The organism is Streptomyces sp. NPDC059832, assembly GCF_042731715.1.
GTDB lineage: Bacteria > Actinomycetota > Actinomycetes > Streptomycetales > Streptomycetaceae > Streptomyces.
On the sequence record NZ_JBHWIY010000043.1, the window covers coordinates 1 to 22982 of the forward strand.

Consider the following 22982-nt stretch of genomic DNA (forward strand, 5'->3'; position numbering starts at 1 on the left):
CTTTCGCGCTTCCCTTTCCGGCGGTTCCAACCTTACCAGACTCTTTTTCGTTCCGTTTCCGGTCCGAATTTGAATTCCGGTGACCTTTGGAGTGGTCTTTGCCTTTCGGCGGATCCGACTTTATCAGAAGTTCTGAGTCGGAATTCCCGCCCCGTCCGGAACGCTCACTGCACACGAGTGTGCGCGGTGCTTCCCGGTCAGGCGGAGCCGTAAACGTACTGGAGCGGGGCGCCCCGATGCAAATCGGGGGCCCCGCTCCGGAGTTCGTTGCTGTCGGCGTCAGACCTCGACGACGACGGGAAGGATCATCGGGCGCCGGCGGTAGGTGTCGGAAACCCACTTGCCCACCGTGCGACGGACGAGCTGCTGGAGCTGGTGCGGCTCCATCACGCCGTCCTGGGCGGACTTGTTGATCGCTTCCTCGATCTTCGGCACCACGGCGCTGAACGCCGAGTCGTCGATGCCGGAGCCACGGGCGTGGATGTCCGGCCCGCCCGTGATCTTGCCGGAGGAGCTGTCGACCACGATGAAGACCGAGATGATGCCCTCGTCACCGAGGATGCGGCGGTCCTTGAGCGAGGTCTCGGTGACATCGCCGACCGAGAGGCCGTCGACGTACACATATCCCGCCTGGACCTTGCCGACGATCTTGGCCTTGCCGTCGACGAGGTCGACGACGACGCCGTCCTCGGCGATGACGATGTGGTCCTTGGGTACGCCGGTGAGCGCGCCCAGTTCGGCGTTGGCCCTCAGGTGGCGCCATTCGCCGTGGACCGGCATCAGGTTCTTCGGCTTGCAGATGTTGTAGAAGTACAGCAGCTCGCCGGCCGAGGCGTGGCCCGAGACGTGGACCTTGGCATTGCCCTTGTGGACGACGTTGGCGCCCCAGCGGGTCAGGCCGTTGATCACGCGGTAGACCGCGTTCTCGTTGCCCGGGATCAGGGACGACGCGAGGATCACCGTGTCGCCCTGGACGATCCGGATCTGGTGGTCGCGGTTGGCCATCCGGGACAGTGCGGCCATCGGCTCGCCCTGGGATCCCGTGCAGACCAGCACGACCTCGTCGTCCGGCAGGTCGTCGAGGGTCTTGACGTCGACGACCAGGCCCGCGGGAACCTTCAGATAACCGAGATCACGGGCGATGCCCATGTTGCGGACCATCGAGCGGCCGACGAAGGCGACCCTGCGGCCGTACTCGTGTGCCGCGTCGAGGATCTGCTGGATGCGGTGCACGTGGCTGGCGAAGCTCGCCACGATGATGCGCTTCTGGGCGTTGGCGAAGACCGTGCGCAGGACGTTGGAGATGTCCCGCTCGGGCGGTACGAAGCCGGGGACCTCGGCGTTCGTCGAGTCGGAGAGAAGGAGGTCGATGCCTTCCTCGCTCAGCCGGGCGAAGGCGTGCAGGTCGGTGAGGCGGCCGTCCAGCGGGAGCTGGTCCATCTTGAAGTCGCCGGTCGCTACGGCCAGCCCCGCGGGTGTGCGGATGGCGACCGCGAGGGCGTCCGGGATGGAGTGGTTGACCGCGATGAACTCGCAGTCGAACACGCCGATGCGCTCGCGCTGGCCCTCCGCCACTTCGAGGGTGTACGGACGGATGCGGTGCTCCTGGAGCTTCGCCTCGATCAGCGCGAGGGTCAGCTTGGAGCCGATGAGCGGGATGTCCGGCTTCAGGCGCAGCAGATACGGGACACCACCGATGTGGTCCTCGTGGCCGTGCGTGAGGACGATGCCCTCGATGTCGTCGAGACGGTCCCGGATCGTGGTGAAGTCCGGCAGGATCAGGTCGATTCCGGGCTGCTCCTCCTCGGGGAAGAGAACTCCACAGTCGACGATGAGCAGGCGGCCGCCGTACTCGAAGACCGTCATATTGCGGCCGATTTCGCCGAGGCCGCCGAGCGGGGTGACCCGGAGGCCGCCCTTCGGGAGCTTCGGCGGGGTGCCGAGTTCGGGATGCGGATGACTCAAAAGACTCTCCTTACCACGCACGCCACGTACCGCTTGGGCACGTGGCGCGCATGTCATTCGTGCACTTGCTGTTGTCTGTGATCGCTCTTGCGAGTGTTCTTCGCTTATTCAGTTGTGAAGTCTGTGGTTACAGCTCTACCCCACCGGCCGCGAGATCGATCTTGAGCTGCGCCGTTTCCTGTGCGGTGAGTTCCACCAGGGGGAGACGCAGCGGGCCCGCCGGGAGGCCCTGGAGGGCCAGTGCGGCCTTGGTGGTGATCACACCCTGGGTGCGGAACATGCCGGTGAAGACCGGCAGGAGCTTCTGGTGGATCTCCGTGGCCTTCTGGACGTCGCCGCCGGCATACGCCTCGATGAGGGCGCGCAGGTCGGGGGTGACGACATGGCCGACGACGGAGACGAATCCGATGGCGCCGACCGAGAGCAGCGGCAGGTTCAGCATGTCGTCGCCGGAGTACCAGGCGAGGCCGGAGCGTGCGATGGCCCAGCTGGCGCGGCCGAGGTCGCCCTTGGCGTCCTTGTTGGCGACGATACGCGGGTGCTCGGCGAGCCGTACCAGCGTCTCCGTGTCGATCGGCACACCACTGCGACCGGGAATGTCGTAGAGCATCACCGGCAGGCCGGTGGCGTCGGCGATGGCCGTGAAGTGGCGGAAGAGGCCTTCCTGCGGCGGCTTGTTGTAGTACGGCGTCACCGCGAGGAGTCCGTGGGCGCCGGAGCGTTCGGCCGTACGGGCGAGCTCGATGCTGTGCCGGGTGTCGTTGGTGCCGATGCCGGCGACGATGTGGGCCCTGTCCCCCACGGCTTCCAGGACCGCCCTTACGAGCTGGTCTTTCTCCGCGTCGCTGGTGGTCGGGGACTCGCCGGTGGTGCCGTTGACGACCAGGCCGTCATTGCCTGCGTCCACCAGGTGGGCGGCGAGCCGCTGGGCGCCGTCGAGGTCGAGTGCGCCGTCCGCCGTGAAGGGCGTGACCATAGCGGTGAGGACCCGCCCGAAGGGGGTCTGCGGAGTGGAGATCGGAGCCATGGGTAACACGCTACTCGCTGCTCAGCGCCCAATGTCCCCTCGGGGGGACAAGCTGTAGGAGCCCGGCACTGCCTGCTCGGGGGTTCAGGCAGTGCCGGGTCCGTTTGATCAGCCTAGATGAACTTCACGAAACGCCGCAATACGGACACCGCTTACGGGGCTACTCGTCCGTTCTTGTTGAAGGCTGCATGGGTGAGCGGCATGAGCCGGGCCCAGTGCTCCTCCATCTGCTGTCCGACCATCTCGATCTCGCGCTGCGGGAAGGACGGCACCTTCGCCAGCTCGTGCTGGGTGCGCAGGCCGAGGAAGTGCATCAGCGAGCGGGCGTTGCACGTGGCGTACATCGAGGAGAAGAGGCCGACGGGGAGCACGGCGCGGGCGACCTCGCGGGCCACTCCTGCGGCGAGCATCTCCTGGTACGCCTCGTACGCCTGGCGGTAGGAGTCCTCCATGACGCGGCCGGTGAGCTCCTGCTGGGCCCGGGTGCCCTCGACGAACTCGTACTTGCCGGGGCGGCCCTGCTGGACGAGCTTGCGGGACGCGTCCGGGACGTAGAAGACCGGCTCCAGCTCCCTGTAACGGCCCGATTCCTCGTTGTACGACCAGCCGACGCGGTGCCGCATGAACTCGCGGAACACGAAGATCGGGGCACTGATGAAGAAGGTCATCGAGTTGTGCTCGAACGGGCTGCCGTGGCGGTCGCGCATCAGGTAGTTGATGAGGCCCTTGGAGCGCTCGGGGTCCTTGGTGACCTCCTCCAGGGACTGCTCGCCGGCCGTGGAGACACGGGCCGCGAACAGGACGTCGGAGTCGCCCGCGGCGTGTTTCACCAGCTCAACGGTGACATCGCTGCGGAAGCTGGGCTTTGCGGGCTCGGGGGTCTCGGTCACCGGCGGGGTCCTTCCAGTTGCGTCGCTCGGGCGGCGTCCACTCTACGGGCCACCACTGACAACCAGGTCGGGAAGGGCCGTCCAGGGATTTCTTCGACGAATTCGGCGATTCGGGGCACCGATCGGGCCCGCCGTGCGTCTGACTCAATAGCAGCATCCGTAACAGAGTTCAAGGAGACCTTCCTCATGTTCCGCCGGCGTGAAGCCGTCCCGTTCTCGTTCGTGGCCGAGAGCGACCGATTCCGCAGCAATGTCACTCCGCCCCCGCGGGAGCGCGCCAGCGTCTCCCAGCTGGCCGCCCGTTCCCTCGTCGGGCTGACGGTGGTCGCCGGCCTGGTCGGGTCGCTGATCCTCGGCCTGCCCGCGCTCAGCCCCACCCAGAGTCCTTCGCACGCCGAGCAGACCGAGGCCGCCCACGGGCATTGACTCGTACGGGCCCCCTGGGGTGGTCGGGTCGGTGACCTCCTCGGTAGCCTCACCGGGCACAGCAATCGAGCGTGTTTGTGAGTGAGGATCTGTCGTGCCCCTGCCCTTTCTGACGGCCGACCGCGCGTTTGACGCGAGCGCCGAGGACATCGCGCTGCCGTTCGACGACCACGACAGCTGGCGACGTCCGTACCGCCCCGGCCCCTGGCGCGTCGCGGCTGCGGCCTTCCTGCTGCTGCTCGCGTCCTTCGTGCTGCTCGCGGGAATGATCATCGCGTTCGCCGGGGCGCTGCCGGGCACGGCCGTGTGCCTGGTACTGGCCCTCGGGGTCATCCTCTGCGCGCTGCGGCTGCTGCGGGTCGGTGCCTGGGTCAGCCGGCACGGCGTGCGCCGGGTGAGCTTCTTCACGACGGCGACCGTGCCGTGGAACCGGGTCACCGCCATCCGTACCGTGCAGCAGCCGGTGAAGTGGCTCGGGTTCCCGCGCACGGTCCAGGGGCAGGCCCTGATCGTCGTACGCCAGGGGGGCGAGGCGATGGCGCCGCTGCTCACCGACAACAACGCCGACTTCCTGACGCGCGGCGAGGCGTTCGACCGTGCGGCCGACACGGTCGAGGCGTGGGGGGACGAGTACCGGCGGGCCTGAGGCCCCCGGACGAACGGGCCGCCCGGCCCGGCACGCCCGTTCAGGACGTGCTGGGCCGGGCGGTCTTCATGTGCAGGGCGATGGCTCGCTGCATGGCCTTCCGGGCCCGCGGAGTGTCCCTGGCGTCCTGGTAGGCGACGGCGAGGCGGAACCAGCAGCGCCAGTCGTCCGGGGAGTCCTCGGTCTCCTCGCGGCGGCGGGCGAACACCGCGTCGGCCGAGTCGCGGTCGATGCGGCCGGACGGGGTGCGGACCAGTTCGTCGACCGGCAGGCCGCCCTCCGCGTCGAGTTCCGCGGCCAGCGCGTTCGCCCGCGACACGAACTGGGTGTTCTTCCAGAGGAACCAGATGCCGATCACCGGCAGGATCAGCACCGCGACCCCGAAGGTGACCGTCAGCAGGGTGCCGTGCTCGATGAGCAGGACGCCACGGCTGCCGACCAGGACGAAGTAGAAGACCAGGACGGCAGCGGTGACGAAGTAAGTGATCTTTGCGCGCATGGCGGGGGCTCAGTCAGTTCAGGTCGAGGAAGTGTTCCAGGCCGAACGTGAGGCCGGGAGTGGTCACCACGCGGCGTGCGCCGAGCAGGATGCCCGGCATGAAGCTGCTGTGGTGCAGGGAGTCGTGGCGGATGGTGAGGGTCTCGCCCTCGCCGCCGAGCAGCACTTCCTGGTGGGCGAGGAGGCCGCGGAGCCGGACCGCGTGGACCGGGACCCCGTCGACGTCCGCTCCCCGGGCCCCGTCCAGGGCCGTGGTGGTGGCGTCCGGCTGCGGGGCGCAGCCGGCCTTCCTGCGGGCCTCGGCGATCAGCTGGGCGGTGCGGGTGGCGGTGCCCGAAGGGGCGTCGGCCTTGTTGGGGTGGTGGAGTTCGATGACCTCGACGGACTCGAAGTAGCGGGCGGCCTGCTCCGCGAACTTCATCGTGAGGACGGCGCCGATGGAGAAGTTCGGCGCGATGAGCACACCGGTCTCCGGGGAGCCGGAGAGCCAGGTGTTCAGCTGCGCGAGCCGTTCGTCGGACCAGCCCGTCGTACCGACGACGGCGTGGATGCCGTGCCGGACGCAGAAGTCGAGGTTGCCCATCACGGAGGCGGGGGTGGTGAGCTCGACGACGACCTGGGCGCCGGATTCCGTGAGGGTCTCCAGCTCGTCGCCGCGGCCCAGCGCGGCCACCAGCTCCATGTCGTCGGCGGCCTCGACGGCTCGGACCGCCTCGGATCCGATGCGGCCCTTGGCGCCGAGAACGGCCACGCGCAGCTTGCTCATTGCTCTGCTTCCTTACGGGTGGGGTTAGGAGACCGCTTCTTCGAGGCGGTCGGCCTGCTTGTCCTTGAGCGGACCGATGACGGAGAGGGAGGGGCGGTGTCCGAGGACCTCGCCCGCGACCGCGCGGACGTCGTCGGGGGTGACCTGCGCCATCCGGGCCAGCATGTCGTCGACCGACATCTGGTCGCCCCAGCACAGTTCGCTCTTGCCGATGCGGTTCATCAGCGCGCCGGTGTCCTCCAGGCCGAGGACCGTGGAGCCGGAGAGCTGCCCGATGGCGCGGCCGATCTCCTCGTCGCTCAGTCCTTCGGACGCCACCCGGTCGAGTTCGTCCCGGCAGATCTTGAGGACGTCGTGGACCTGGCTGGGCCGGCAGCCCGCGTACACCCCGAAGAGTCCGCAGTCGGCGAAGCCCGAGGTGTACGAGTACACGCTGTAGGCGAGGCCGCGCTTCTCCCGTACCTCCTGGAAGAGGCGTGAGCTCATGCCGCCGCCGAGGGCGGTGTTGAGGACGCCCAGCGCCCAGCGGCGCTCGTCGGTGCGGGCCAGGCCGGGTACGCCGAGGACGACGTGGGCCTGTTCGGTCCTGCGGTTCAGGAGCTCCACCCGGCCCGCGGTGCGCAGGGTGCGGGAGCCCTCGCGCGGGGCGACCGGGACGGCGTCGGTGCGGGACAGGGCGCCCGCCCGCTCGAAGGCCTTGCGGACCTGGCGTACGACCGTGGCGTGGTCGATGTTGCCGGCGGCGGCGACGACCAGGTGCGTGGGGTCGTAGTGCTTCTTGTAGAAGCGGGCGATCCGGCTGCGGTCGAGCGCGTTGATGGTGTCGACGGTGCCGAGCACCGGCCGGCCGAGGGGGGTGTCGCCGAGCATGGTGTGCGCGAACAGGTCGTGCACGCAGTCGCCCGGGTCGTCCTCGGTCATCGCGATCTCTTCGAGGATGACGCCGCGCTCGGCGTCGACGTCCTCGGCGGTGATCAGCGAGCCGGTCAGCATGTCGCAGACGACATCGATGGCCAGCGGCAGGTCTGTGTCGAGGACCCGCGCGTAGTAGCAGGTGTACTCCTTCGCCGTGAAGGCGTTCATCTCGCCGCCGACCGCGTCGATCGCGGCGGAGATGTCGAGGGCGCTGCGCTTGGCGGTGCCCTTGAAGAGGAGGTGTTCGAGGTAGTGCGTCGCGCCGTTCAGCGTGGGGGTCTCGTCGCGTGATCCGACGTTGGCCCAGATGCCGAAGGTGGCGGAGCGTACGGAGGGCAGGGTCTCGGTGACGACCCGGAGACCGCCGGGCAGGACGGTGCGGCGGACCGTACCGATGCCGTTGGTGCCCTTGAGAAGCGTTTGGGTACGGGCGACGGCCCGCGCCTCGGAGGAGGCGCGGGCCGTCGTCACGGAACTACGGGACGTCACTTGGCGGCGTCGTCCTTCTTCTCGTCCTCTTCACCCTCGACGACCGGGATCAGGGAGAGCTTGCCGCGGGAGTCGATCTCCGCGATCTCGACCTGGACCTTGGCGCCGACGCCGAGCACGTCCTCGACGTTCTCCACGCGCTTGCCACCGGCGAGCTTGCGGATCTGCGAGATGTGCAGCAGGCCGTCCTTGCCGGGCATGAGGGAGACGAAGGCACCGAAGGTGGTGGTCTTGACGACCGTACCCAGGTAGCGCTCGCCGACCTCCGGCATGGTCGGGTTGGCGATCGAGTTGATCGTGGCGCGGGCGGCCTCGGCGGCCGGTCCGTCGGCGGCACCGATGTAGATGGTGCCGTCGTCCTCGATCGTGATGTCGGCGCCGGTGTCCTCCTGGATCTGGTTGATCATCTTGCCCTTGGGGCCGATGACCTCACCGATCTTGTCCACCGGGATCTTGACGGTGATGATCCGCGGGGCGTTCGGGGACATCTCGTCCGGGACGTCGATGGCCTCGTTCATCACATCGAGGATGTGGAGGCGGGCGTCGCGGGCCTGCTTCAGCGCGGCGGCCAGGACCGAGGCGGGGATGCCGTCGAGCTTGGTGTCGAGCTGGAGCGCGGTGACGAACTGCTTCGTACCGGCGACCTTGAAGTCCATGTCGCCGAAGGCGTCCTCCGCACCGAGGATGTCGGTGAGGGCGACGTAGTGGGTCTTGCCGTCGATCTCCTGGGAGATCAGGCCCATGGCGATACCGGCGACGGCGGCCTTGAGCGGCACACCGGCGTTCAGCAGCGACATGGTGGAGGCGCAGACCGAGCCCATGGACGTCGAGCCGTTGGAGCCCAGCGCCTCGGAGACCTGGCGGATCGCGTAGGGGAACTCCTCGCGCGTCGGCAGCACCGGCACGATGGCGCGCTCGGCGAGCGCGCCGTGGCCGATCTCGCGGCGCTTGGGCGAGCCCACGCGGCCGGTCTCACCGACGGAGTACGGCGGGAAGTTGTAGTTGTGCATGTAGCGCTTGCGGGTCACCGGGGAGAGGGTGTCCAGCTGCTGCTCCATGCGGAGCATGTTGAGGGTGGTGACGCCCAGGATCTGGGTCTCGCCACGCTCGAACAGCGCCGAGCCGTGCACCCGCGGGATGGCCTCGACCTCGGCGGCGAGCGTACGGATGTCCGTGACGCCACGGCCGTCGATGCGGACCTTGTCCTTGATGACGCGCTCGCGGACCAGCTTCTTGGTCAGCGCGCGGTACGCGGCGGAGATCTCCTTCTCGCGGCCCTCGAAGGCCGGGAGGAGCTTCTCGGCGGCGATCTCCTTGACGCGGTCCAGCTCGGCCTCGCGGTCCTGCTTGCCGGCGATGGTGAGCGCCTGGGCCAGCTCGGACGTCACGGCGGCGGCGAGCGCCTCGAAGACGTCGTCCTGGTAGTCCAGGAAGACCGGGAACTCGCCGACCGGCTTGGCGGCCTTGGCGGCCAGGTCGGACTGGGCCTTGCAGAGCGCCTTGATGAAGGGCTTCGCGGCTTCCAGACCGGCGGCGACGACCTCTTCGGTCGGGGCCTCGGCGCCGTCCTTGACGAGCTGGATGGTCTTCTCGGTGGCCTCGGCCTCGACCATCATGATCGCGACGTCGCCGTCCTCCAGGACGCGACCGGCGACGACCATGTCGAAGACGGCGTCCTCGAGCTCGGTGTGCGTCGGGAAGGCGACCCACTGGCCCTTGATCAGCGCGACACGGGTGCCGCCGACCGGGCCGGAGAAGGGCAGGCCGGCCAGCTGCGTGGAGCAGGAGGCGGCGTTGATCGCGACCACGTCGTACAGGTGGTCGGGGTTGAGCGCCATGATCGTCTCGACGATCTGGATCTCGTTGCGCAGGCCCTTCTTGAAGGAGGGGCGCAGCGGGCGGTCGATCAGGCGGCAGGTGAGGATCGCGTCCTCGGAGGGCCGGCCCTCACGACGGAAGAAGGAGCCGGGGATCTTGCCGGCGGCGTACTGCCGCTCCTCGACGTCCACCGTGAGGGGGAAGAAGTCGAGCTGGTCCTTGGGCTTCTTCGAAGCGGTGGTGGCCGACAGCACCATGGTGTCGTCGTCCAGGTACGCGACGGCGGAGCCGGCGGCCTGCTTGGCCAGGCGGCCCGTCTCGAAGCGGATGGTGCGGGTGCCGAAGGTTCCGTTGTCGATAACGGCCTCGGCGTAGTGGGTCTCGTTCTCCACTAGCGTTTTCTCCGATACATATCGTCTTCTCGCCCCCACGCCCGTGTGGCGGGGGACGGTAGCGGAGAAGCCCTCCATCGGCGGGCCGGTCTTCGATCGAAGCACCCGGGTCGAAGAGTCCGGGGGCCACTACCGAGGACCGGCGGCGGGGAGGTCTGCTTCTCGCTCGTCTGTTGGTCGTTCTCCGACCAGGTTACTGAGATTCGGCTCAGCTTGGCATTCCGGTGGGGCGGGCGGGCCCGTCACTTCCCGGACATGCGTACGTACGGTACGTACAACAAAGGGAGCGGCCCCCTCAGTGGTGGGAACCGCTCCCTTCACGGCGAACTACTTGGCGCCGCCGGCCGCACCGCGGCGGATGCCGAGGCGGTCGACCAGCGCACGGAAGCGCTGGATGTCCTTCTTGGCGAGGTACTGAAGGAGGCGGCGACGCTGGCCGACCAGGATCAGCAGACCACGACGGGAGTGGTGGTCGTGCTTGTGCGTCTTGAGGTGCTCCGTCAGGTCCGAGATCCGGCGGGAGAGCATCGCGACCTGGACCTCGGGGGATCCGGTGTCACCCTCCTTCTGGGCGAACTCGGACATGATCTGCTTCTTCGTAGCGGCGTCGAGCGGCACGCGTACTCCTCTTGATGTTCGATGCGCCCACGAGTGCCCCTGGTCTTGATCGCAGGGGAGCTTCCGTGACTCGGAGGCGAAGGTCCGATGAGCGCAGCTCCCAGCATGATCCGGAAGGGCGTACACAAACGGCCGTCACACAGCGTACCAGCCCCCACGGATCAGCTCGTCAGGGCCCTCGCCCTGCTGAAGACGTCCAGTACTGCCAGGCAGAGCGGGACCAGCGAGAGCAGGACGGCGCTCTCGGCCAGGTCGAGCAGGCGGCCCCAGAACGGGGAGAGGCCCTTGCGCGGAATGATCAGGCCGATCGCGGTGAGCAGGGCGGCCCCGGCGGCGACGGCCGCGGAGAGCCAGATCGTACGGATGTCCAGGGAGCTGCGGTCCCCGTACCGGACCAGGTCGAAGAGCAGGTCGGTCGGCGGGTTCAGGGAGAGGCCGAGGACCAGCAGGGCGACCGTGCCGAGGCCCGCCACCAGTACGCAGGCGACCTGGGAGGTGTAGCGGAACAGCCGGGCGCGCAGCAGCATCGCGAGTCCGGCGGCCAGCGCCAGGAACTGGCCCCAGACGTTGTCCGAGAAGCCGAGCACGGCCCCGCATCCGACGACGACCGCCGCGCAGCCCCCGACCAGGCCGAGCAGCATCTCGTGGCCCCGGCGGGCCTGGGCCGCGATGCGTTCGGCGTCGACGGGGGCGCCCTGCGCCGCGGGCTCGGCGTACGGGTCGGCGAGGGTGTCGTCGTAGCCGCCGGGGGCGGTGCGCGGCGACGCGTAGCCGATGGGCAGCCGGGCGAACCGGGCGGAGAGGCCGGGCAGGAAGGCGACCAGGCCGAGGGTGACCGGGGCGCAGACGGCGGCCGTCTGCGTGGCGGACGCCTCGGTGAGGATCGCGACGAAGGTCGCCAGGGTGCCGACGGTGGCGAGGAAGGTGGCCGCGACGAACGGGGCGTCGCCGCTCGGGGTGAGGGCGACCAGCGCGACCGAGGCGATCAGGACGGCGACGCAGCCGAGCAGGAACTGGAGCCGGCCGGGACCCTGGCCGGCGTCCGGGCCGATGATGCCGGAGCCCGCGATGAGTACGAGGGGCAGCGCGCCGAGGCCGAGGGCCACGGCGGTGGAACGGTCGGTGTAGACCCGGGCGCGTACTCCCGCGAACGCGGTCAGCAGCAGTCCGGCGGAGCCCGCGATAATGCCGGGCAGGCTGTGCATGTCGTGCCTGACCGGGTCGGCGAACCAGAGCACGAAGCCCATCAGTACGAGCAGCAGCACCCCGCCGACCAGGCCCGCGCCGCGCAGCAGTTCGTCGCTCCACAGATGGCGGTCGCGGGTGACGGCCGAGGCGACGGCGTCCGAGACGTCGTCGAAGACGGCGGGCGGCAGGGACTGGGCGAAGGGGCGAAGGCTGAGGAGTTCGCCGTCGAGGACCTGCTGGGCGGCGAGGGTGCGCGCCCCGTCGAGGACCGTGCCGTCGCGGCGCACCAGGTGGTATCCGGTGGGGATTCCGGCTGCCTGGGTCTGGCCGGTGAGACGGAGGATCTCCGGGTAGACGTCCGCGACGGCGATGTCCTCCGGCAGGGCCACATCGATCCGGCTGTCGGGCGCCACGACGGTCACCCGGCAGAAGCCCGTCGCTGCAGTCGAACTCACGTGTCTGGTCCCCCTGATTCGCGGTTGCGCACGGTGCGCGCGCCACCCTACCGGGAGGAGGGCTGGTCATCTGCAAGTAGGATCGCCGTCGCGCGGAGGGACGTCCGCAAGCAAAGGCAGCCACGGGGGCTTCGGTGCACGTTCGGCCGGTCTTGTGCCCGTCCGTACCGAGGGACTGATGTTTCGGTGAGCCAGATCGTCGTGAAACGACCTCCGCGGGCCCTGCCGCCGGAAGTCCCCATGGACGAGTTGACGTTGGAGTCCCCTCCCGAACTGCCCCGCGGGCAGCAGGAGGGCATGCTGATGCAGATCCTGCCGGTGCTCGGCATGGGGTCGTCGGTGGTCTTCTTCTTCTCGCCGCAGGCACCTCCGTTCATGCGGATCATGGGTGTTCTGATGCTGGTCTCGACCGTCGGGATGGTGGTCGCCCAGCTGGTGCGCTATCGCCGCGGTACGCAGGGGCAAATGGCCGATGTCCGGCGCGACTACCTCAAGTACCTGGCGCAGACCCGCCGTACGGTGCGCCGGACGGCGCGCACCCAGCGGGACGCGCAGCTGTATCTGCAGCCCGCTCCGGACCAGTTGTGGTCGGTGGTCGCCGAGGGCGGCCGGGTGTGGGAACGGCGGGTCGGCGACAAGGACTTCGGGCAGGTCCGGATGGGGCTCGGGGCGCAGCAGCTGGCCACCCCGCTGATCGCTCCCGACACCGCCCCGGTGGACGAGCTGGAGCCGATGTGCGCGGGTGCGATGCAGCGGTTCCTCGCCGTGCACGGGTCGTTGGACGGGCTGCCGATGGCCGTGTCGATGCGGGCGTTCTACCACGTGACGGTCTCCGGCCGGCCGGAGGCGGCGCAGTCGGCCGCGCGGGCGCTGGTCGCCCAGTTGGTGACGCTGCACTCCCCCGAGGATCTGCTGGTCGCCGTGGTGGCGGCGCGGGGTGCGGTGGAGCGCTGGGACTGGACGAAGTGGCTGCCGCATCTGCAGCTGCCGGGGCAGGTCGACGGGGCCGGTACGAGGCGGCTGTTCGGGGACGACCTGGGTGAGCTGGAGCAGTTGCTGGCGGGCCGGCTGGAGGGGCGGCCGCGGTTCGGCCGGGAGAGTCAGCCGTTGCTGGACCAGCCGCACATCGTGGTGGTGCTGGACGGTGGGATGGTGCCGCCCGACTCGCTGTTCGCGGCGGCCGAGGGCATCCAGGGCGTGACGATCGTCGAGGTGGTGCCGGGCGAGCTCGACGAGCCGCGCGGCGGTCTGTCGGTGGTGGTGCGGCCGGGGCTGCTGCGGCTGGAGTCGGGGGCGGGGATGGCGTACGAGGGTGTGCCGGACGGGATGTCGCTGCCCGCGGCCGAGGCGCTGGCCCGACAGCTGGCGCCGCTCAGGATGGGCGGGGGCGACGACGACGAGCCGCTGCTGGCAAACCTGGACTTCACGGATCTGCTGAATCTGGGCGACGCGGCTTCGGTCGATGTGGCGCGGACCTGGCGGCCGCGGTCGGTCTCCGAGCGGCTGCGGGTGCCGATCGGCATCGGCGAGGACGGCCAGCCGGTGATGCTGGACCTGAAGGAGGCCGCGCAGGACGGCATGGGTCCGCACGGGCTGTGTGTCGGTGCGACGGGTTCCGGCAAGTCCGAGCTGTTGCGGACGCTGGTGCTGGGGCTCGCGGTCACGCATTCCTCGGAGACGCTGAACTTCGTGCTCGCGGACTTCAAGGGCGGCGCGACGTTCGCCGGGATGTCGCAGATGCCGCATGTGGCGGCCGTGATCACCAACCTCGCGGACGATCTGACGCTGGTCGACCGCATGGGGGACGCGATCCGCGGCGAGCTGCAGCGCCGGCAGGAGCTGCTGCGGTCGGCCGGCAACTACGCCAACATCCACGACTACGAGAAGGCACGGGCTGCGGGTGCGGCGCTTGAGCCGCTGGCCTCGCTGGTCCTGGTCATCGACGAGTTCTCCGAACTCCTCACCGCCAAGCCCGACTTCATCGACATGTTCATCCAGATCGGCCGGATCGGGCGTTCGCTGGGTGTGCATCTGCTGCTGGCCTCGCAGCGTCTGGAGGAGGGCAAGCTGCGCGGTCTCGACACCTATCTCTCGTACCGGATCGGGCTGCGGACCTTCTCCGCCGCCGAGTCGCGTACGGCGCTCGGTGTGCCGGACGCGTACCACCTGCCGTCGGTGCCCGGTTCCGGCTATCTGAAGTTCGGTACGGACGAGATGACCCGGTTCAAGGCGGCCTACGTGTCGGGGACGTACCGCACGGGCGGCCCCGATCTGTCGGTGGGGGCGCTGCCGATCGAGCGGCGGCCCGCGCTGTTCAGCGCCCTTGAGGTGCCGGTGGTGTACGCGGCGCCCGATCCGGCGCATCTGGTGGCCGCGCGGGCGGGCGCGGACGACGACGCGCTCGCCGACACGGTGCTCGATGTGATCGTGCGCCGCCTGGAGGGGCAGGGGGTGCCCGCCCATCAGGTGTGGCTGCCGCCGCTGGACCGGGCGCCGACGCTGGACCAGCTGCTGCCGGGGCTCGCGCCGACCGCCGAGCGCGGGTTCACGGCGACGGAGTACACCCGTCCGGGCGGGCTGACCGTGCCGCTCGGGCTGATCGACAAGCCCTTCGAGCAGCGGCGCGAGGTGCTGTACCGGGACTTCTCGGGCGCGTCGGGTCACATGATGGTCGTCGGCGGTCCGCAGTCCGGGAAGTCGACGCTGGTGCGCACGCTCATCTCGTCGTTCGCCCTCACCCACACCCCGTACGAAGTGCAGTTCTACGGGCTGGACTTCGGTGGTGGCGGTCTGGTCTCGCTGGCGGATCTGCCGCATGTCGGCGGCATGGCCTCGCGGCTGGACCCGGAGCGGGTGCGGCGTACGGTCGCCGAGGTCGCGGGCGTGCTGAACCGGCGCGAGGAGTTCTTCCGCGCCCACTCCATCGACTCCATCGCCACCTACCGGCGCAGGCGCGCCCTGGGTGAACTGCCCGGCGAGCCCTGGGGCGATGTCTTCCTGGTGGTGGACGGCTGGGGCGGCTTCCGTTCCGAGTACGAGATGCTGGAGCAGGTCGTCACCGACATCGCCGCGCGCGGGCTCGGTTACGGCATCCATGTCGTGATCACGGCCGCGCGGTACATGGAGGTGCGGGCCGCGCTGAAGGACCAGATCCTCGGCCGGCTCGAACTGCGGCTCGGCGACGTCATGGACTCCGAGTTCGACCGGAAGGTCGCGGCCAATGTGCCGGCCGGTGTCCCGGGGCGGGGGCAGGTGGCGCAGAAGCTGCACTTCATGGGCGCGCTGCCGCGTGTGGACGGTTCCAGCAGCGCCGCGGATCTCTCCGACGGCACGGCCGCGTTCGTCGGTTCGGTGAAGGCGAACTGGGCCGGTCCCGCCGCGCCGCCCGTGCGGCTGCTGCCGCGCAAGCTGCCGGCCGATCAGCTGCCGAAGGGCTTCGAGTTCCCGCAGCGGGGCATCGCGATCGGTATCGACGAGACCGATCTGGAGCCGGTGTTCGTCGACTTCGAGACCGATCCGTTCTTCCTGGTCTTCGGGGAGAGCGAATCGGGCAAGACCAATCTGCTGCGGCTGATCGCGAAGCAGATCTCGGAGCGCTACTCCCCCGACGAGGCGAAGCTCGTCGTCGGTGACTACCGGCGGGGGCTGCTGGGTGCGCTGCCCGAGGGCCATCTGCTGGAGTACGCGCCGATGGCGAGCTCGATGCAGATGCACATGGAGGCGCTTGCGGGCGTCTTCGCGCGCCGGCAGCCGCCGACCGATGTCACACCGCAGCAGCTGCGCGACCGCAGTTGGTGGACCGGGCCGCAGATCTTCATCATCGTCGACGACTACGACCTGGTGGCGACGAACGCGGGCAATCCGCTGGCCCCGCTGGCGGAGTACCTGCCGTTCGCCCGGGACACCGGGGTCCGTTTCGTCATCGCGCGCAACGCCGCCGGGGCCTCACGGTCGATGTACGAGGGGTTCATGCAGCGCATCAAGGAGCTGGGGGCGCAGGGCGTCGTCCTTTCCGGTGACCCGGGCGAGGGCGATCTGATCGGTACGGTGCGCGGGCACGCGATGCCGCCGGGGCGCGGGTACTTCGCCTCGCGGCGCCGGGGGAACCCGCTGGTGCAGATCGGGCGGCTGCCGGAGCAGCACTGATCCGGTGCCGTAGCACATGATCGGCTCCCCGTACACCGGGGCGGGAAGCGGGGATAGTCTGCCGGAGGATCCGAAAAGCGTTCCGCCGCAGGAGAGGGAAGGCGCCCGATGGGTACTCAGCAGGAGAAGGACGAGCTGTACGCACTCGACATCTCGGGGGTGGAGTGGCTGAGCGCGCCCGGTACCGAAGAGGCCGAGGAGCGTGTCGAGATCGCTCATCTGCCGGGCGGTGCGGTGGCGATGCGGTCCTCGCTGGATCCCGGGACGGTGCTGCGGTACACCGAGGCCGAGTGGCACGCCTTCGTCCTGGGGGCGCGGGACGGCGAGTTCGACCTGAAGTAGTCGGCCGACATGCGGAAGGAGGGGCACGCTCGTCGGAGCGTGCCCCTCCTTCCGTATGTCTGCGGTCAGAACGCCTCGGTGAAGGCGCGCGAGGCCCTGTGGTCCGTGGCGCGGTAGCTGTCCTTGCCGTTCTCGACGATCCTCGCGACGTGCTCCAGGCGGTCCTTCATGTTTTCCGCCCGGCCCTTGTACTTGCCCTGCAGGGTCACGTACTCACCGTGGGCCACACCGTCCCAGGTGTCGGTGACGACCTTGAGCGCGGCGTCCATCTCTTCGAGGTCCTTGATGATGTTCTTCGACACCGTGCGGATGCGGTTGGCCATCTCCTGGACGGTCTCGTACTTGACCTTGGTGTTCGGGTCGTGCCCCATGTGTCTTCTCCTCGGTGCTCGGCGTGTGCGGAAGGGGTCGTACGGCGCCGCTCAGACGTTGTTCAGCCCGGAGGTGTTGGCGGGCAGCACCTGCTCCTTGACCGGACTGAAGGCCGCGCGGACCTCCTCGTCGTTGGCGTTGCTGAGGTTCTTGGTGCCTTCCACCGCGTTGAGCAGGACGTCGAGGAGCCGACGGATCTGGTCGTGGTCCTCGTTGATCATCACCTGCGCGGACTTGAACCCCGAGGCACCGACACCCGTCCATCCGGCACCGACCGTCTCCAGGATGTCGGCCAGTTCCCTGGACTGACGGGACACCGCGCGACCCGTCTCGATGATCTTGTTCTTCGCCTGGACGATCGGATCGTCGGCAAGTCCGAAACCGCCTGAGGGGCTGGTCATCCGGAAGTCCTATCTCTCGGTTCCCTGGCCTGTCCGTCTGTCACGGTCAGGATCCTTCCGTTCCCATGTGCTCCGGCAAAGGAATGGGGAAGGTCCGGGCCGGGGAAGCGCCGTCTCGGCATTCCCGTGCCCCGAATTCGGCGTCGGCCACTTCTCGTTCCCCCGTCACACACGTGAAGTCTGTTACCACCCTAGCCACTTCGCGGTCTCTCCCCAACTGTTCTTCGCCCAGGGCCGGTCACATCGCCGGACGTTCGTGTCATCGCGCGACGCGCCTCCGGCGGGCGTCCCGGACCACCGTCGCGGCCCCGGCGATCACGCCGACCAGGACGGCTGCCGCGGCCAGCGCGTAGGTGGCGTACCGCTCGCTGCGCTCCTGCGGCGTCTCCGACAGGGAGAGGTGAGCGGGCTCGGGGGCCGGTGCCTTCGGCGGTGCCGGGTCCGGATGCGGCGCATTCTGCGGGGTGTCGTCCCCGGACAGGGCGCGGACCGGGTCGACGACGCCCCAGCCGACGTAGTCGTCGTGGCCGGTGACGGAGCGTTCGGCGGTCTGCTCGATCCGGGCGACGATCTGGGCCGCCGACCACTTCGGGTACTTGGCACGCATCAGGGCGGCGACCCCGGCGACGTAGGGGGCGGAGAAGCTGGTGCCGTTGTCGGTGCACTGGCCGTAGCCGGGGACGGTGGAGACGATGTCGACGCCCGGGGCGGCGACCCCGACGAAATCGCCGGCCTGGGAGAACGGGGCGCGCTCGTTGTTGCGGTCGGACGAGGCGACGGCGAGGACTCCGTCGAAGGCGGCGGGGTAGGTGCGCTTCAGTCCGCCGTCCATGCCGTCGTTGCCCGCGGAGGCGACCACGACGATGTTCTTGGCGAGCGCCTTGGCCACCGCCCGGCCCAGCGTGGACGTCTCGTCCAGGGCTTTGGTCGTGTCCTGGGAGATGTTGATGACCTGGGCCCCCTTGTCGATCGCGTGGCCGATCGCGGTGGCCATCGTGGTGTCCTTGCCGCTGTTCTTCTCGTCGTTCTGGCGGATCGGGATGATCGTGGCCTCGGGGGCCAGTCCGACGAACCCGGTGCCCTTGCGGGGGCGGGCGGCGATGATGCCGGCGACCTTGGTGCCGTGGCCGACCTCGTCGACCGTGCCGTCGCTCTTGCCACCCTTGAGGTAGTCGGCGCCCGCCGATGCGTCGACGGCCGTCCTGAGCTGCGGGTTGACGTTGTCCACGCCGGTGTCGATGACCGCGACGCGTACACCCTTGCCCTTGGTGTCCTGCCAGAGTTCGTCCAGCAGGACGCGCTGCAGCGGCCAGGGGCGGCCCTCGTACTGCCGCTTCATCGGGAAGGTGCACTCGCCGCCGCCGTCTATGCCCACGTCGCCGGGCCCCCGGGCGTCCTCGGCAGCGTACGCGGCCCCCGGCCCCGCCAGTGCGGCCAGCGCGGCGGTGATCGCCACCGCGCGGGCCGTCTTCCGGTACCCCATCCGTATCTCTCCCCCATGCCGCACGCTGCCCGCCGCGTTCCGCAATGTCATGAACCCTGGGGCTGACGTGCGCTGTTGGTGTCCAGCCTGGGCCCCTTGGACAGGAAGTCCGACCATTCGATCGGTACGAGGGCGGGCATCACCTTCTCGTATCCGAGCCTGCTCTGCGCCTGGCTGGGCTCGGGGCGGCCGTCCGACTGCTTCTGCTGGTCGCCGGTGCCGATGACGGAGCGCCTGGCGTCGCTGTCGCCGTTCGCCTGGACCGCGTAGCGCAGTCCGGTGTCGGTCACCAGGAAGAGTGATCCGTCGGGCCTGGTCTGCCGGCCCCGGACCTGGGTGTAGAGCAGGCCGCTGCCGGGGGTGACATAGGTGCTGGTGCCACCGGCGGCGATGGAGGCGGGATACGCGGTGCCCGCCCAGGTGCTCAGGGTGGTCCGGCCCGAGCCGTCGACCTTGCGCAGCACGCTGCAGATGGTGTCGCGGCCGGCGCTGCCGCCCCCGGCGGAGTTCACCGGGGGGTCGGTCCTGTGGGCCGGCCAGAGTGCGGCCTGGCCGGCGAAGCCCGCGGTGTCGGGCACGAAGTCCTGGAGGCCGACGGCGCGGGCCTCGCCCTCCAGGTTCAGCTCGGCCGTCTGCGGTGAACTGATCAGCAGCCAGGCGGTGAACTCGGAGACACGCTGGACCTTTCCTTCGAGCACCACGTAGTAACTGGTGCCCTCGCCGGTCCTGGTCCGCAGGACCGTGCCGACCTTGTTCTCCTCGCCGGAGAGCTGCCCCGCGACGTGGGCCGGGGCGCCGACGTTGCCGGGGATCCGCGGGAAGACGACCGGGCTGCCGTCGTGCAGGGTGGCGAGCCAGTCGTCGGTGACGGACTGCGGCTGCCTGCTCCCGACCAGGGCGTTGGTCAGATGGCCGCTGTCGGCGGCGGTCTCGTCGATGCGGTACTTGGTGCCCTTCGCGTCGACGAGGTAGCGGGCCCGGTCCTGGCCCTGGACGTAGAGCACCTGGCCGCCATCGAGCCTCTGCCTGCCCTCGGTCAGCCTGTTGTCACGTGCGCCGAAGACGAAGGCGGCCTTCTGCACGGTGTTGCCCTTGCCGCCGGGCTGTACGCAGACGGCCCACCGCTTCGCCGTCCCGGCGTCCTTGGCCTCGGGCAGCCGGTCGGGGGCGTACGGGATGCCGAGGATCGGTCCGCGCGGGGGCTTGCCCGCGTCCAGGACGTCGTCCGCGACCTGGATGACGTCGTAGTCCGCCGGGTTGAGCAGCAACCGGGCCGAGGCCAGGTTGAGCACGGGGTGCAGCAGGGTCTTTTTCTTCTTGCCCTTGCCCGTGGTGAGCACGACGTAGCGGGTGGTGGACTTCTTGCCGACGATCACCTTGGTGGCGGGCTTGTCCCAGCCCTTGGGCGCGGTGGGCTTGAACATGCCGACGGCACCGAAGCCCGCGAGGATCAGGGCCCCGACGATCACGCTCGGCAGGACCGCGCGCAGCGGACGCGGAGCGCCCTCCTCTGTGCCGTTGGACGAGGGTTGGAGGAATGCCGCCACCGTGCGTTTCTTCGCGAAGGTGTATGCGTTGAGCTCATCCCGCCGTGATGCCATGAGTCGCTTCGTCTCCCGTGTCTCCCCGCGCGGCACCGGAAGCGGTCGCGTCGCCGGCCGCCGGGCCGGGTCGCGATGCCGGACCTCGGTGCCGGACCGGCCCCCTACTATGCCTGCTGACCGCGGGCGGTGGTGGGCCGGGTAGGGTGATCCGGCCGCCAAGGCCCCGAGCGGGACAGGCGGATTACGGGTGGAGTTGGGGACCGACGAACGGGGGGACGCCGGAATGACGGCTTCCGCGACACGGGCACGTCCGGCCGGGAACGCGACGGGCCCCGCGGCTCCCGGGGCCGGTGGTCCACCTGCTCCGCACGGCCCCGCACAGCGTTCCCGCGGACCTGCCTCCGGCCGGGCCGACGGACGGGTCGGGAAGCTCGGTTCGTTCCGATTGCAACAACTCGTGCTGCTGGAAACCGCGGCGGCGCTGCTGCTCGCGGCCTGGGTGGTCGATCCCCTGCTGCTGGCCCCGGCCGTGGTGATCGCCGGGCTGCTGGTGCTGCTGGCCGTCGTGCGCCGACACCGCCGTTCGCTGCCCGAGTTGCTGGGCACCGTCCTCTCGTTGCGCGCGCGTTCCCGCAGGGCCGCTGCGCTGGAGCTGCCCGCGGGTACGGAGCCGGGGATCGCGCCCGTCGTCGAGTGCGATCCGGCGCTGCGCACGTACTCCTTCAGCGACCGTGACCGGCGGCCGGTCGGCATGATCGGTGACGGTACGTTCGTCACGGCCGTCCTCCAGGTGGAGTCGGACGTCTCGGCGCTCAGGCCGGACCGGACCGCCCAGCCGCTGCCCCTGGCGCTCGTACGGGATGTGCTCGAAGTCGACGGCATCCGGCTGGAGTCGGCGCAGATCGTGCAGCACACCCAGCCCGCGCCCGCCCCGCATCTGCCTCAGCAGTCCGTCGCCGCACGCAACTACGCGCCGCTGCAGGCCCAGACGGGTTCGCCCGCCGTCCGGATCACCTGGATCGCGCTCAAGCTGGACCCGGAGCTGTGCCCGGAGGCCGTGCAGGCGCGCGGCGGTGGCATCACGGGGGCGCAGAAGTGCGTGGTACGCGCGGCCGACCAGTTGTCCAGCCGGCTGACCGGGGCCGGTTTCCGCGCGACGGTGCTGACCGAGCAGGAGTTGACGTCCGCGATCGCGACCTCGGTCTGTGCCAGTGCGTCGGCCATGACGCAGGCCGGTCTGATCGGGACGCCGGTACGCCGCACCGAGGAGACCGCGCGGACCTGGCGCTGCGACGACCGGTGGCACACCACCTACTGGGTGGCCCGCTGGCCGCAGTTCGGCGGCACCGGCGGCGCGGCGATGCCGCAGCTCGTGGCCCTGCTCACCTCGATCCCGGCGCTCGCCACGACCTTCAGCCTGACGCTGGGGCACGGCGAGCGACAGGGCGTCTCGATCACCGGACACATCCGGATCACCGGCCGCAGCGACGAGGAACTGCTGGGCGCGCGCCACGAGTTGGAGCGCACCGCCCGCGGAGTCAGGACCTCGCTGGTACGGCTCGACCGCGAGCAGCTGCCCGGCGTGCTCGCCACACTGCCGCTCGGGGGTACCCGCTGATGTCCGCACCCACGAGCGCCAGGTCCCGGCTCGGCTTCGGGCTGATCGGTCCGCGGCGCGCACGGCAGTCGGTCTCGCTCGACCAGTTGGCGTCGCTGGCCCTGCCGGTCGGCGACGACGGTGTGGTGATCGGCGTGGACGCCCATGGCCGCCCCGCCGTGCTGGGGATCAACCGGCCGACTCCGTACGACGTCACGCTGATCGGCGGGGTGTGGACGGCACAGGTGCTCGCGCTGCGGGCGGCCGCCACCGGTGCGCGGATCGTCGTGGAGACCGGGCGGGCCCAGACGTGGACGGGGCTCGCGCACGCGGCGGGCGGCGGTCAGCCGTGCGTCACGCTGCACGATGTCGGACGGGTGCCGCCGCAGGGGCCGTCGGCCGGTTCGCCGGTGGTCGTGGTGCGGGACTGCGGCATGCGGCCACCGCGCGGGCGGGTGGTGTCCGGGCCGTGGCAGTCGGTGCTGACACTGCTGCCGTATCTCAGCCCGGTGGCACCGAGGCTGATCGAGAAGTCGGCGCTGGTCGGCATTCAGCGGGTATCCCCTGACGAAGCGGCACAGATCGGTCGCACACTGCACCTTCCGGCCGCCGAGACGCAGGCGTTGTCCACGCTGGCGGACGGGGTCACACTCTGGTGCGCGGGGCGCGACCGGCAGTTCGTGATGACCCAGGCGACCGATGCCGAGACCGGACTGCTGGGCGGCGCGCGCAGGATGGACTGACCGGCGCGGTTCGCTCGCAGCTGCCCGCACGGAACGTTCGCCTTTCCGTACATGGATGTACATGTTTGACCGCTTCGCCCTTCACGCTGTGCCGTACTCGGTCCACTTGAGGGCGGCACGTGATGCACGGGACAGCTCTTGCGGTGCCGTACGGCCTGCCGGAGCAAGCCCCATGACGATTAGGGTGGGTCCGGGCGCGGCAGAAGAACCTGCGGGCAGGCAATGCGTGTCCCAGGGGGAGAGCCGGGCGGTCAGGCAGA

Annotated in this window: 19 protein-coding genes; 6 read left to right on the top strand and 13 right to left on the bottom strand. The window is 69.8% G+C overall.

From position 1 onward, the window contains the following. Window positions 1-279 precede the first annotated feature (279 nt). The 3 genes from ACFV8T_RS40080 to thyX form a co-directional block, all read right to left on the bottom strand. Entirely contained in the window at window positions 280-1965 is a 1686-nt protein-coding gene (locus ACFV8T_RS40080) for a ribonuclease J (protein ID WP_385337350.1), read from the bottom strand. 127 nt (window positions 1966-2092) lie between these two features. Continuing rightward, window positions 2093-2992 (bottom strand): 4-hydroxy-tetrahydrodipicolinate synthase, encoded by a 900-nt coding sequence (gene dapA / locus ACFV8T_RS40085; RefSeq protein WP_385337352.1) that lies wholly within the window; start codon window positions 2990-2992, stop codon window positions 2093-2095. Between the two features lie 152 nt (window positions 2993-3144). Continuing rightward, window positions 3145-3882, bottom strand: a complete 738-nt coding sequence (gene thyX / locus ACFV8T_RS40090; protein WP_266427529.1) for an FAD-dependent thymidylate synthase — start codon at window positions 3880-3882, stop codon at window positions 3145-3147. A 186-nt stretch (window positions 3883-4068) separates the two neighbouring features. Between thyX and ACFV8T_RS40095 the strand changes: the two genes are divergently transcribed. Both ACFV8T_RS40095 and ACFV8T_RS40100 read left to right on the top strand, forming a co-directional pair. After that, the gene (locus ACFV8T_RS40095) at window positions 4069-4308 is read left to right on the top strand and encodes a hypothetical protein (RefSeq protein ID WP_385337355.1); all 240 of its coding nucleotides are present in this window, start codon (window positions 4069-4071) and stop codon (window positions 4306-4308) included. 94 nt (window positions 4309-4402) lie between these two features. Beyond that, window positions 4403-4954, top strand: coding sequence for a hypothetical protein (locus tag ACFV8T_RS40100; protein ID WP_385337358.1), 552 nt, complete (start codon window positions 4403-4405; stop codon window positions 4952-4954). 40 nt (window positions 4955-4994) lie between these two features. Here ACFV8T_RS40100 and ACFV8T_RS40105 read toward each other — a convergent pair whose 3' ends face one another. From ACFV8T_RS40105 to eccD, 6 genes are all read right to left on the bottom strand, one after another. Beyond that, window positions 4995-5453, bottom strand: coding sequence for a tetratricopeptide repeat protein (locus tag ACFV8T_RS40105; protein WP_266427523.1), 459 nt, complete (start codon window positions 5451-5453; stop codon window positions 4995-4997). 13 nt (window positions 5454-5466) lie between these two features. Further along, window positions 5467-6219, bottom strand: coding sequence for a 4-hydroxy-tetrahydrodipicolinate reductase (gene dapB / locus ACFV8T_RS40110; protein ID WP_385337361.1), 753 nt, complete (start codon window positions 6217-6219; stop codon window positions 5467-5469). A 24-nt stretch (window positions 6220-6243) separates the two neighbouring features. Next, window positions 6244-7623: a pitrilysin family protein gene (locus ACFV8T_RS40115; RefSeq protein ID WP_266427517.1), complete on the bottom strand. Its 1380-nt coding sequence runs from the start codon at window positions 7621-7623 to the stop codon at window positions 6244-6246. Continuing rightward, window positions 7620-9833: a polyribonucleotide nucleotidyltransferase gene (locus ACFV8T_RS40120; protein ID WP_266427514.1), complete on the bottom strand. Its 2214-nt coding sequence runs from the start codon at window positions 9831-9833 to the stop codon at window positions 7620-7622. The genes ACFV8T_RS40115 and ACFV8T_RS40120 overlap by 4 nt, the downstream gene beginning before the upstream one ends. Before the next feature lie 327 nt (window positions 9834-10160). Next, on the bottom strand, window positions 10161-10451 hold the full coding sequence (rpsO, locus tag ACFV8T_RS40125) for a 30S ribosomal protein S15 (RefSeq protein ID WP_003965855.1): 291 nt from the start codon (window positions 10449-10451) through the stop codon (window positions 10161-10163). A gap of 161 nt (window positions 10452-10612) precedes the next feature. Beyond that, a complete protein-coding gene (gene eccD / locus ACFV8T_RS40130; RefSeq protein ID WP_385337365.1) occupies window positions 10613-12094 on the bottom strand; it encodes a type VII secretion integral membrane protein EccD in 1482 nt (493 codons plus the stop codon). A 186-nt stretch (window positions 12095-12280) separates the two neighbouring features. Between eccD and eccCa the strand changes: the two genes are divergently transcribed. After that, window positions 12281-16240, top strand: a complete 3960-nt coding sequence (eccCa, locus tag ACFV8T_RS40135) for a type VII secretion protein EccCa (RefSeq protein ID WP_385337367.1) — start codon at window positions 12281-12283, stop codon at window positions 16238-16240. Window positions 16241-16348: 108 nt separating this feature from the next. Next, the gene (locus tag ACFV8T_RS40140; protein ID WP_385337370.1) at window positions 16349-16582 is read left to right on the top strand and encodes a DUF397 domain-containing protein; all 234 of its coding nucleotides are present in this window, start codon (window positions 16349-16351) and stop codon (window positions 16580-16582) included. A 65-nt stretch (window positions 16583-16647) separates the two neighbouring features. On the opposite strand, the gene ACFV8T_RS40145 is transcribed toward ACFV8T_RS40140, so the two are convergent. The 4 genes from ACFV8T_RS40145 to eccB all read right to left on the bottom strand — a co-directional run bounded on the left by ACFV8T_RS40145 (window position 16648) and on the right by eccB (window position 20439). Beyond that, window positions 16648-16953: a WXG100 family type VII secretion target gene (locus ACFV8T_RS40145; protein ID WP_385337372.1), complete on the bottom strand. Its 306-nt coding sequence runs from the start codon at window positions 16951-16953 to the stop codon at window positions 16648-16650. Between the two features lie 51 nt (window positions 16954-17004). Then, on the bottom strand, window positions 17005-17355 hold the full coding sequence (locus ACFV8T_RS40150; RefSeq protein WP_385337375.1) for a hypothetical protein: 351 nt from the start codon (window positions 17353-17355) through the stop codon (window positions 17005-17007). Between the two features lie 259 nt (window positions 17356-17614). Beyond that, window positions 17615-18838, bottom strand: coding sequence for a type VII secretion-associated serine protease mycosin (gene mycP / locus ACFV8T_RS40155; RefSeq protein WP_385337378.1), 1224 nt, complete (start codon window positions 18836-18838; stop codon window positions 17615-17617). 47 nt (window positions 18839-18885) lie between these two features. Continuing rightward, window positions 18886-20439 (bottom strand): type VII secretion protein EccB, encoded by a 1554-nt coding sequence (gene eccB / locus ACFV8T_RS40160; RefSeq protein ID WP_385337381.1) that lies wholly within the window; start codon window positions 20437-20439, stop codon window positions 18886-18888. A gap of 226 nt (window positions 20440-20665) precedes the next feature. Here eccB and eccE point away from each other — a divergent pair, with 226 nt between their 5' ends. Next, entirely contained in the window at window positions 20666-22000 is a 1335-nt protein-coding gene (gene eccE / locus ACFV8T_RS40165; RefSeq protein WP_385337384.1) for a type VII secretion protein EccE, read from the top strand. After that, window positions 22000-22722, top strand: a complete 723-nt coding sequence (locus tag ACFV8T_RS40170; protein WP_385337387.1) for a hypothetical protein — start codon at window positions 22000-22002, stop codon at window positions 22720-22722. The genes eccE and ACFV8T_RS40170 overlap by 1 nt, the downstream gene beginning before the upstream one ends. The last annotated feature ends 260 nt before the right edge of the window (window positions 22723-22982 follow it).

Bases quoted from the DNA above. Each gene is read 5' to 3' on its own strand.
- dapA (WP_385337352.1), bottom strand. From the start codon at position 2,992: ATGGCTCCGATCTCCACTCCGCAGACCCCCTTCGGGCGGGTCCTCACC.
- ACFV8T_RS40095 (WP_385337355.1), top strand. From the start codon at position 4,069: ATGTTCCGCCGGCGTGAAGCCGTCCCGTTCTCGTTCGTGGCCGAGAGC.
- ACFV8T_RS40105 (WP_266427523.1), bottom strand. From the start codon at position 5,453: ATGCGCGCAAAGATCACTTACTTCGTCACCGCTGCCGTCCTGGTCTTC.
- dapB (WP_385337361.1), bottom strand. From the start codon at position 6,219: ATGAGCAAGCTGCGCGTGGCCGTTCTCGGCGCCAAGGGCCGCATCGGA.
- ACFV8T_RS40140 (WP_385337370.1), top strand. From the start codon at position 16,349: ATGGGTACTCAGCAGGAGAAGGACGAGCTGTACGCACTCGACATCTCG.
- ACFV8T_RS40145 (WP_385337372.1), bottom strand. From the start codon at position 16,953: ATGGGGCACGACCCGAACACCAAGGTCAAGTACGAGACCGTCCAGGAG.
- ACFV8T_RS40150 (WP_385337375.1), bottom strand. From the start codon at position 17,355: ATGACCAGCCCCTCAGGCGGTTTCGGACTTGCCGACGATCCGATCGTC.
- mycP (WP_385337378.1), bottom strand. From the start codon at position 18,838: ATGGGGTACCGGAAGACGGCCCGCGCGGTGGCGATCACCGCCGCGCTG.
- eccB (WP_385337381.1), bottom strand. From the start codon at position 20,439: ATGGCATCACGGCGGGATGAGCTCAACGCATACACCTTCGCGAAGAAA.
- eccE (WP_385337384.1), top strand. From the start codon at position 20,666: ATGACGGCTTCCGCGACACGGGCACGTCCGGCCGGGAACGCGACGGGC.
- ACFV8T_RS40170 (WP_385337387.1), top strand. From the start codon at position 22,000: ATGTCCGCACCCACGAGCGCCAGGTCCCGGCTCGGCTTCGGGCTGATC.